The 2,260-nt window shown below is 68.1% G+C and carries 1 protein-coding gene; it reads left to right on the top strand.

Annotation, left to right across the window (positions count from 1 at the left end; all coding sequences use genetic code 11):
- A partial coding sequence (gene alaS / locus WA702_RS03050) for an alanine--tRNA ligase (RefSeq protein WP_425109050.1) occupies positions 1 to 2,126 on the top strand: 2,126 nt, incomplete at its 5' end.
- Positions 2,127 to 2,260 lie beyond the last annotated feature (134 nt).

Here is a 2,260-nt window from a genome sequence, read left to right on the forward strand (position 1 = left end):
GCGACAAGATCTGGGGTGGCCCTCCGGGCTCGCCGGAGCAGGATGGCGACCGCTTCATCGAGATCTGGAATCTCGTGTTCATGCAGTATGAGCAGCATGAGGGAGGCGAGCGCGTCAGCCTGCCGAAACCGTCGATCGACACCGGCGCGGGCCTGGAGCGCGTCGCCGCCGTGCTGCAGGGCAAGCACGACAATTACGACATCGACCTGTTCGTCGCACTGATCCGCACCATCGCCGACCTCACCAATGCCGACCCGCAGGGACCGATGAAGGCGTCTCTGCGCGTCATCGCCGACCATCTGCGCGCCTCGTCGTTCCTGATCTCGGACGGCGTGCTGCCGTCGAACGAAGGCCGCGGCTATGTGCTGCGCCGGATCATGCGCCGCGCCATGCGCCATGCGCAGTTGCTCGGCGCCGGCGAGCCGCTGATGCATCGGCTGGTCGGCACGCTCACGCGCGAGATGGGCGCGGCCTATCCGGAGCTGGTTCGCGCTGAGAGCCTGATCAAGGAAACCTTGCGGCTGGAGGAGACCCGGTTCCGCAAGACGCTGGAGCGCGGCCTGTCCATCCTCGACGAGAAGGCGGCTGGCCTGAAGCAGGGCGACATGTTCGATGGCGACACCGCCTTTACGCTCTACGACACCTATGGCTTCCCACTGGACCTGACGCAGGACGCGCTGAAGTCGCGCGGCATCAGCGTCGACCAGGCCTCGTTCACCGACGCGATGGAGCGCCAGCGTGCCAAGGCGCGCGCCGCCTGGGCCGGCTCGGGCGAGGCCGCGACCGAGAATGTCTGGTTTCCGTTGCGCGAGAAGCTCGGCGCCACCGAATTCCTTGGCTACGACACCGAGATCGCCGAGGGCGCGGTCACCGCGCTGATCAAGGATGGCGCCGAAGTCGAGAGTCTCAAGGCTGGCGACACTGGAGCCATCGTGCTGAACCAGACGCCGTTCTATGGCGAGTCCGGCGGCCAGGTCGGCGACACCGGTATGCTCACCGCCGACGGCATTCGCTTCAAGGTCACCGACACCCAGAAGAAGGCGGGCGATCTCTTTGTTCATCTCGGCACCGTCGAGCAGGGCACGCTCAAGCTCGGCACCGCGCTGCAGCTCGAGGTCGATCACGGCAGGCGCGGCGCAATCCGCAGCAATCACTCGGCCACGCATCTGCTGCACGAGGCGTTGCGCCAGGTGCTCGGCGACCACATCGCCCAGCGCGGCTCGATGGTGTCGCCCGATCGTCTCCGCTTCGACTTCGCGCATCCGAAGCCGATCACATCGGAAGAGCTCGCCCGCGTCGAGGACATCGCCAACGATGTCGTGCTGGAGAATGCCGAGGTCACGACCCGGCTGATGGCGCTCGACGATGCCCGCGAGGCCGGCGCCCGTGCGCTGTTCGGCGAGAAATATGGCGACGAGGTCCGCGTGGTCTCGATGGGCGACGCCGCGCGCGAGCACGGTAGTAACGCGATGGGTTGGTCGGTCGAGCTCTGCGGCGGCACGCATGTGAAGCGCACCGGCGACATCGGCCTGATCTCGGTCACGTCGGAGAGCGCGGTGGCTTCGGGCGTGCGCCGCATCGAGGCGCTGACCGGGCGCGGGGCGCGCAAGCATGTCAACGACACCATGGCGCTGGCCAAGTCGGCTGCCGCCGAGCTGCGCACCACCGTCGATGACGTGCCGGCCCGCATCACCGCGCTGCTGGACGAGCGCAAGAAGCTCGAGCGCGAGCTGTCGGACGCGCGCAAGAAGCTGGCGATGGGCGGCAGCGGCCAGGAGGTCGGCAATGGCATGCGCGAGGTGGCCGGCGTCAAGCTGATGGCCCGCGCGGTCCAAGGCATCGAGATGAAGGATCTCAAGAGCCTTGCCGACGAAGCCAAGAAGCAGGTCGGCTCCGGTGTCGTCGCCATCGTCGGCGTCACCGCCGACGGTAAGGCCGGCGCCGTGGTCGGCGTCACCGCCGATCTCACCGCGCGCTTCAATGCGGTCGATCTCGTGCGCGCGGCCTCCGAGGCGCTCGGCGGCAAGGGCGGCGGCGGCCGTCCCGACATGGCCCAGGCCGGCGGCCCCGATGGCTCGAAGGCCGATGCAGCGTTGGCCGCGATCGAGAAGGCGATGGCGGGGTAGGCCGTCACGCAAGCCATAGGCGGCCGAGCGTTTCTTCGTGCTCGGCGCATGGACGACGGCAGAGCATCCGCGCACTCGGTGCACCCTCTCCCCTTGTGGGAGAGGGTGGCGCGAATGAGCGAAGCGAAATTCGC

Origin of the sequence: Bradyrhizobium sp., from assembly GCF_049798375.1 — a bacterium.
In the GTDB taxonomy this organism is placed as follows: domain Bacteria; phylum Pseudomonadota; class Alphaproteobacteria; order Rhizobiales; family Xanthobacteraceae; genus Bradyrhizobium.